This is a genomic window from Frankia sp. CcCS3 (assembly GCF_977927575.1).
Window position 1 is genome coordinate 1 of the sequence record NZ_CDWRCL010000207.1, and the last position, 7517, is coordinate 7517.

6 protein-coding genes and 1 pseudogene are annotated in these 7517 nt (G+C 68.8%); 5 read left to right on the forward strand and 2 right to left on the reverse strand.

Translation table 11 applies throughout. The annotated features are described in order from the left end of the window. The 3 genes and pseudogenes from nirB to cobA form a co-directional block, all read left to right on the forward strand. On the forward strand, positions 1-2195 hold a 2195-nt coding region (nirB, locus tag AC08OQ_RS15800), incomplete at its 5' end, for a nitrite reductase large subunit NirB (protein ID WP_476612152.1). Positions 2196-2333: 138 nt separating this feature from the next. Next, positions 2334-2537 (forward strand): annotated as a pseudogene (locus AC08OQ_RS15805) (nitrite reductase (NAD(P)H) small subunit); the annotation flags it as partial. A 246-nt stretch (positions 2538-2783) separates the two neighbouring features. After that, positions 2784-3605, forward strand: coding sequence for a uroporphyrinogen-III C-methyltransferase (gene cobA, locus AC08OQ_RS15810; RefSeq protein ID WP_462186016.1), 822 nt, complete (start codon positions 2784-2786; stop codon positions 3603-3605). Positions 3606-3641: 36 nt separating this feature from the next. On the opposite strand, the gene AC08OQ_RS15815 is transcribed toward cobA, so the two are convergent. Then, positions 3642-4754 (reverse strand): PQQ-dependent sugar dehydrogenase, encoded by a 1113-nt coding sequence (locus AC08OQ_RS15815; RefSeq protein WP_476601877.1) that lies wholly within the window; start codon positions 4752-4754, stop codon positions 3642-3644. A 70-nt stretch (positions 4755-4824) separates the two neighbouring features. Continuing rightward, positions 4825-5010 (reverse strand): hypothetical protein, encoded by a 186-nt coding sequence (locus AC08OQ_RS15820; RefSeq protein ID WP_476601878.1) that lies wholly within the window; start codon positions 5008-5010, stop codon positions 4825-4827. A 297-nt stretch (positions 5011-5307) separates the two neighbouring features. On the opposite strand from AC08OQ_RS15820, the gene ftsE reads away from it, so the two are divergent. Then, positions 5308-6054 (forward strand): cell division ATP-binding protein FtsE, encoded by a 747-nt coding sequence (gene ftsE, locus AC08OQ_RS15825; RefSeq protein WP_476601879.1) that lies wholly within the window; start codon positions 5308-5310, stop codon positions 6052-6054. Further along, entirely contained in the window at positions 6054-6926 is an 873-nt protein-coding gene (gene ftsX / locus AC08OQ_RS15830; RefSeq protein ID WP_476601880.1) for a permease-like cell division protein FtsX, read from the forward strand. Before ftsE ends, ftsX begins: the two co-directional genes overlap by 1 nt. The last annotated feature ends 591 nt before the right edge of the window (positions 6927-7517 follow it).

The window sequence follows — 7517 nt, forward strand, 5'->3', positions numbered from 1 at the left end:
ACGTGCGGAAGACAAGCCTAGAGGCGGCGAACGCGCTGCGTAGCCTGGGGTTGGCTACTCACGTCGTCGAGTTCGCGCCCCGGCTGATGCCGGCCCAGGTCGACGAGGCCGGCGGGCAGACGCTGCGAGCCCACATCACCGGGCTCGGGATCGGCGTCCACACCGACACGGCCACCGAGCGGATCGAGGCCGATCCCGACGGGCGGGTCACCCGGATGGTCTTCGCCCGTCACCCCGAGGGGCTGGCCGGCCTCGACACCGACGTCGTCGTGTTCTCGGCGGGGATCCGCCCGCGGGACGCCCTGGCCCGCGAGTGCGGACTCGACGTCGGGGATCGCGGCGGCATCGTCGTCGACGAGGGCTGCCGCACCAGCGACGAGCACATCTACGCCGTCGGCGAGTGCGCCCTGGCGGCCGGACGGGTGTACGGGCTGGTCGCACCCGGATACGCGATGGCCGAGGTCGTCGCGGACCGTCTGCTCGGCGGCGGCGCGACCTTCACCGGTGCCGACATGTCGACCAAGCTCAAGTTGCTCGGCGTCGACGTCGCGAGCTTCGGGGACGCCTTCGGGACGACTCCCGGTGCGCTGCCTATCACGTTCGCCGACCCGGTGGCCAAGGTCTACAAGAAGCTGGTGCTCTCCGACGACGCGCGTAGCGTCCTCGGTGGTATCCTCGTCGGCGACGCCGGGGAGTACGGCATGTTGCGGGCCATGGTCGGCTCCGCCGGGGTCGTGCCGGACGATCCCGCGCGGCTCATCCTGCCGGCCGGCGACGGCGACGGGGCAGGGGCCGGCGGCTCCGGGGCCGGGGCGGCGCTCCCCGCCGGGGCGCAGATCTGCTCGTGCAACAACGTCACCCACGGCCAGATCTGCGCCGCGATCAGCGAGAACGGCCTTACCGACGTCGCCGGGATCAAGGGGTGTACCAACGCGGGCACGAGCTGTGGCAGCTGCTGGCCGATGCTCAGGACGATCCTCGGCCAGCAGCTCGCCGCCGCGGGCATCGAGGTATCGAAGGCGCTGTGCGAGCACTTCGACGTCAGCCGGGCTGAACTGTTCGAGATCGTCCGGGTGCGGGGGATCACGACGTTCTCGCAGCTGATCGCCGAGCACGGTCGGGGCCGGGGCTGCGAGGTTTGCCGGCCGGTGGTGGCCTCGATTCTCGCCTCCCTTTACAACGGGTACGTCCTGGCCGGCGAGCAGGCCGCCCTGCAGGACACCAACGACCACATGCTCGCGAACATGCAGAAGGACGGCACGTACTCGGTCGTCCCCCGGCTGCCCGGCGGCGAGGTCACGCCCGAGACGCTCATCCTGATTGGCGAGGTGGCCCGGGACTTCAACCTCTACACGAAGATTACCGGTGGGCAGCGCATCGACCTCTTCGGCGCCAGGGCCGAGCAGCTGCCGAAGATCTGGAAGCGGCTGACCGACGCCGGACTCGAGTCCGGACACGCCTACGGCAAGGCGTTGCGGACGGTGAAGTCCTGCGTCGGGGAGACCTGGTGCCGCTACGGCGTACAGGACTCCACCACGCTGGCCGTCGACCTGGAGCTACGCTACCGCGGCCTGCGATCTCCCCACAAGATCAAAATGGCGGTCTCCGGCTGTGCCCGGGAATGCGCGGAGGCGCGGTCCAAGGACGTCGGGGTGATCGCCACCGAGCAGGGCTGGAACCTGTACCTGGGCGGCAACGGCGGTCACCGGCCCCGGCACGCGGAGCTGTTCGCCTCCGACCTCGACACCGAGACGCTCGTCCGCTACATCGACCGGTTTCTGATGTTCTATGTGCGCACCGCCGATCGCCTCCAGCGCACCGCGCCGTGGGTGGAGAGCCTCGACGGCGGCCTCGGACATGTCCGCGAGGTCATCGTCGACGACTCGCTGGGCATCTGCGCCGAACTCGACACGGCCATGGCCCACCACGTCGCGACCTATCAGGACGAGTGGAAGACGACGCTGGCCGATCCGGTCGCACTGCGCCGGTTCGCCTCGTTCGTCAACGCCCCCGAGGCGGCCGACCCCGACGTCATCCACCTCCTCGAACGCGGCCAGCCCCGGCCGGCCCGCCCGGCCGAGCGGGCAGCCCTCATCGCCGGTGCCACGCTCCCCGTGGTGGCTGGCCGTTTCCTTACCTATCCAGGCTCCTTGCCTATCCAGAGGGACGAAACGGACACAAAGGAGTCGAAATGAAATAACTTGCGCGTTTCGAACCCTCCACAGGCCTGTGACCTGCGATGATGATCTCGATCACGTATTTGTTACTTCATTACGTCCCCAAAAGCCTCTGGATAGGCAAGTAAGCGCATCCCGGACGATCTGGAGGCCGCCATGATCTGGACCGACATCTGTGCCCTGGACGATCTGACTCCCGATCGCGGCGTGGCCGCGCTCGTCAACGGCGCCCAGGTGGCCATCTTCCGGCTGAGCGACGGTCCCGTGCTCGCCGTCGGCAACGCCGACCCGATCGGCCTGGCCAACGTGCTCTCCCGGGGTCTCGTCGGCTCCCGCGGAGACCGGGCCGTGGTCTTCTCGCCGTTACACAAGCAGGCGTTCGATCTGGTGACGGGGGAGTGCCTCGATGCCGAGGGGTGCGCCTCCCCGTCTACCCGGTGCAGGTGCAGGACGGTCGGGTGCTGGTCGGCCCCGTCGCGGCGGCCCGTCCGGTCAGCTGAGGCGGTCAGCCGGCCGGTCAGCCGGAATGGTCGGCTGCGGCGATCGGCCCCGAACGGGCTGGTCAGGCCGCACACTGGGAGAAAGCCGACGCGGGAGGGGACGAAGATGACCGGTGTGCAGACAGCCCCGGGCGGATGGGTGGCCCTTGTCGGTGGCGGTCCCGGGCGGGCGGATCTGATCACCGTACGCGGTCTGCGGCTGCTCCAGGCTGCGGATGTCGTGGTGGTCGACCGGCTGGCTCCCCGTGAGCTGCTGGATGAGGTGCGACCCGGTACCGAGATCATCGATGCGGGCAAGGCGCCGCACGGTCACAACCTGACCCAGGACGAGATCAACGCGGTGATCGTCGATCGGGGACTGCGCGGGCTCGGCGTCGTCCGGCTCAAGGGCGGTGATCCGTTCGTCTTCGGTCGTGGCGGCGAGGAGGCCCTGGCCTGCGCTGCGGCCGGCCTGCCCTGCGAGATCGTCCCCGGGGTGACGAGCGCCGTCGCGGTCCCCGCGCTCGCCGGGATCCCGGTGACCCACCGGGGCATCACCCAGGACGTGGCTGTCGTCAGCGGCCATATCGATCCGTCGCATCCCGGTTCCACCGCCGACTGGGACGCGCTCGCTACCGGTCCGGGCACAGTCGTCGTGCTGATGGGCGTCGGGGCACTGCCCGAGATCAGTCACGAGCTGGTGAAGCGGGGCCGCCGGCCGGAGACTCCGACCGCGGTGATCCACGCTGGCGGGACAGCCGACGAGACGATTATCACCGGGCCCCTGGCGGATATCGCCCGGCTCGCGGCCGAAGCCGCGATCAGTTCTCCCGCGGTCATCGTAATCGGAGATGTGGTTTCGCTACGTGATCGAATTATCGGCGTGATGGGTACCGTCGGGGCGGTCCCGGCGGAGCCGCTTCCGGTGGAGCCCACGGTGTCGGCTTGACGCTCCCGCCGTCGGGTCGCCCGTCCACCCGGACCTTCAGCGCAGCGCCAGGATCCGGTCGTCCCCCTTTCTCGGGTCCCCTCGGCCGTCGGTGTTGCTGGTGATGATCCATACCGATCCGTCCGGTGCGAGCACCGCCGCGCGCAGCCGGCCCAGCTCACCGGTGAACGCCGCGCGGGGGGCGCCACGCACATGGTCACCGGCCAGGCCCACCTCCCACAGCCGCTGTCCGCGCAGCGCCGCCACGTACAGGGTGTCTCCACGGATCGCGACGCCGCTCGGGGATGCTTCGGCGGTGGTCCAGGTGACGAGGGGATTGCGCAGGCGGCCCTTGTCGGTGTCGCCGACGCCCTCCACCATCGGCCACCCGTAGTTGCCGCCCGGGATGATCAGGTTCACCTCGTCGAAGTTGTTCTGGCCGAACTCGGATGCCCACAGCCGTCCGGCCGTATCCCACGCCAGGCCCTGCACGTTGCGGTGGCCGATGCTGTAGATCAGCGAGCCCGGGAACGGATTGCTCGGCGGCACGCTTCCGTCGGGACGCATCCGTAGGATCTTGCCGTTCAGACTGGCGCGGTCCTGCGCCCGTGTGGTCACGCCGGCGTCCCCTACCCCCGCGTACAGCAGGCCGTCCGGGCCGAACCTGATCCGTCCGCCGTTGTGGATCTGGGCGTTCGCGAGCCCGGTGAGGATCGGTGCGGGGGAACCCGCCCAGTTCCCGGTCAGCCGGAACCGCACGATCCGGTTGTCGGCCCGGGTCGTGTAATAGGCGTACACGAAGTGATCGGCCGCGTAGGTGGGGGAGACGGCGAGGCCCAGCAGCCCCGATTCCCCGCTGTGCACCATGTCCGGAAAACGGGCGACCTCGGTAGGCTCGCCACTGCCGGCCGGGCGACGCAGGATACGGCCGCTGTCCCGTTCGCTGATCAAGGCGTCCCCGGAGGGGAGGAAGGCGACATCCCAGGGCGCCGCGAGACCCGTGGTGATGATGCGCAACTCGGGCTGCGGGCTGTCGCGACCCGCCGACGGTGCGGTGGTGGCCGGCTTCGACGACTCGGCCGGCCAGGGGCGGCCACCATTCCCGCCGCAGGCGGATACGCCGAGGCCCACCAGGGCGAGAATGGCGCTGACCAGGACGAGGCAGCGCACGGGAGGACAACGGGGAGATTCGGGGCGGCCCGCGACTAGGTCAGCCTTTGCCGCGGCGGCGCGGCCGGGCTTAGGAGACGTGACGGGCGGCAAGGACCGTCAGTAGCATCACGATCGCGATCAGCGTGACGATCACCTGCGGTGACATCTGGAAGAAGCTCTGGCGCAGGTACTCGCGCGAGGCGCGGCAGGTGGGACACCGGCCTTCGACCACCAGTCCGGCGCAGCGCGCGCAGACGAGATCCTCGCTGCCCATAGCGCCTCCTTCTCACCCGGGACGGATGCCATGATCGGGCGATCGTCGCACTTCCTCGGGGTGGGGACAACACCCGGACGTTTCGGATGGAGCACGACCGTTGGCGACACGCACGATCGACCTCCACGTTACGCCCGCGCACGGTGGCGTGCCGCTCCGTCAAAGGTCGACCGGGCGAGCGGTGACCCGCTCGGGGCTGTTCTCGGAGATTCCGGTCGGGCGTTAACCTGCGGCCCCCGACCTTCGTCACGCCCTACCATGCGGCTACTGAAAGTCATGGGAGTGCGGGAAGGCGCAATGATCGTTTTGAGTTCCGTGAGCAAGCGGTACCCGAACGGCGGCCGGCCGGCGCTGATCGATGTCACCGCGGAGATCGGTGCCGGTGAGTTCGTCTTCCTCGTGGGGCCGTCCGGATCGGGTAAGACCACATTGCTGCGATTGCTGCTGCGGGAGGAACGGGCGACGTCCGGCCGGGTGCTGGTGGCCGGCCGTGACGTCGCGCGGATGCCGGACCGCGGGGTGCCCCGGCTGCGCCGGCTGGTCGGCTGCGTCTTCCAGGACTTTCGCCTGCTACCGAATCGGACCGTGGCGGCGAACATCGCGTTCGCCCTCGACGTGGTCGGCCGTCCTCGGCATGTCGTGCGCAGCGTCGTGCCGGAGGCACTCGACCTGGTCGGCCTCGCGGAGAAGGCGGACCGGTATCCCGATGAACTCTCCGGAGGCGAACAGCAGCGGGTCGCAATCGCCCGGGCGTTCGTCGGCCGTCCTCGGGTACTGCTGGCCGACGAGCCGACCGGCAACCTCGATCCGAACACCAGCATCGAGATCGTGAACCTGCTCGACACTGTTCATCAGGCCGGCACCACCGTCGTGATGGCCACCCACAACGCGTCGCTCGTCGACGCGATGCGCCGCCGGGTGCTCGAGCTGAGCGACGGCGCGCTGATCCGGGACGAGGCTCGCGGGCGTTACAACCAGGATGATCTGGTGGTGCCGATGATTCCCCGGCCCGGGCCCCGGGTGCCGGCCGACCGGGTCCGCTGATGCGACCGGGTCTGCTGGCGTCGCTGCTGTGGACGGGCCTGCGCCGCAACCTGGCGATGACCTGCGCTATGATCATCACTGTCGCGATCTGCCTGGCGTTGCTGGGGTCGGGCCTGCTCCTGCGGGCGCAGGTGCACACCATCGACAGCTTCCTGCTCGACCAGATCGAAGTCGTCGTTGATCTCTCCGATGGCATCACCCCAGGCGAGCGGTCTGCCCTCGAGGCCGAGATCGCGGCGGATCCACTGGTCGTCGACGTGCGGTACGAAAGCAAACAGCAGGTGTACGACCGTTTCCGTCGGGACTTCCGTGGATCGCCCGACGTCCTCGCCGGTGTCGGACCCGACGACCTGCCCGCGGCGCTACGACTTACGCTCACCGATCCGCGAGCGGCCCGCGACATCGTCGTCACCTACACCGGCCTCGACGGGGTGGAAGCTGTGCGCGACCAGCGCGGCCTGCTTGACCCGTTGTACCGGTTCCTCGACGCCTTCACAGCGGGCGCCTTCGCCCTCGCCGCCGTGCAGGCCTTGGCGTCCTTCGCCCTCATCTACACGATGATCCGGATCTCGGCGCATGCTCGGGGGCGGGAGACTGCCATCATGAAGATGGTCGGTGCGTCCAACGGAACAATCCGGGCCCCGTTCGTCTTGGAGATCGCGGCGGTGGGGCTGGTTGGCGGGCTGTTCGCCACGGGCGTGCTCGCGTTGGCCAAGATCTACCTGGTGGACGGCCGGTTCGCGAAGCAGACGATGTTCCCCCTGTTCGGTTGGTCGGCGGTCTGGGAGACCGCGGCCGTCGTGCTGGGGGTCGGTGTGCTCGCCGCCGCCGCGATGGCTTCGGTGGCGCTCCGCCGTCATCTACGGGTCTGAGGCGTCATCCGTCGCTCGGCCCCGGTCCGCTTCGACTCGAACTGGACATCATCCTCGAGGAATACTTCCTTGAGATAATCTTCGGGTGAAACCTCATATTGGCGTCCCTCCGGGCTCGTCCAGATGAAATGTCCAGGCCTGGGCTGGCACACGGACCATCCCTTCTGCGTGGATTGATCGGGAGATGATGTATCCGGCCGCCCCGGTCTTCTCGTAGCACCTTCCTCGGCGCCACGCCTGGGCCGCTTTTCATCCGCGTGTTTCAGCCGGTGATGCCTCCGGCATTTTGGCCCGAGGTCCCGCTCGCTCGTCTGGCCACCTCGACGATGCGACCTGGTATGATCAAGATCGCAGTGAATGGAAGGCTTCTCGCATCCCGGAAAGACACATGTAGGGTTTCGAGTTCGAACATGACGAGCCAGAGTGGCTGAGGGAAATCGACGCCGGCTGACCTCCAGGACTCGTCCTTCCGGCGGATCCATCAGTATCCGCCGCCATGTGCACCGGGGGTTCTCGGCCATCTCGCGAACGAGGCCGGCCGGTATCGGGCCATAACCGGGAAGTTCCGCCGGCTGTTCCGACATACCGGCT

Coding starts and splice junctions, on each gene's coding strand:
- cobA (WP_462186016.1), top strand. CDS start 2,784: ATGACCGGTGTGCAGACAGCCCCGGGCGGATGGGTGGCCCTTGTCGGT.
- AC08OQ_RS15820 (WP_476601878.1), bottom strand. CDS start 5,010: ATGGGCAGCGAGGATCTCGTCTGCGCGCGCTGCGCCGGACTGGTGGTC.
- ftsE (WP_476601879.1), top strand. CDS start 5,308: ATGATCGTTTTGAGTTCCGTGAGCAAGCGGTACCCGAACGGCGGCCGG.
- ftsX (WP_476601880.1), top strand. CDS start 6,054: ATGCGACCGGGTCTGCTGGCGTCGCTGCTGTGGACGGGCCTGCGCCGC.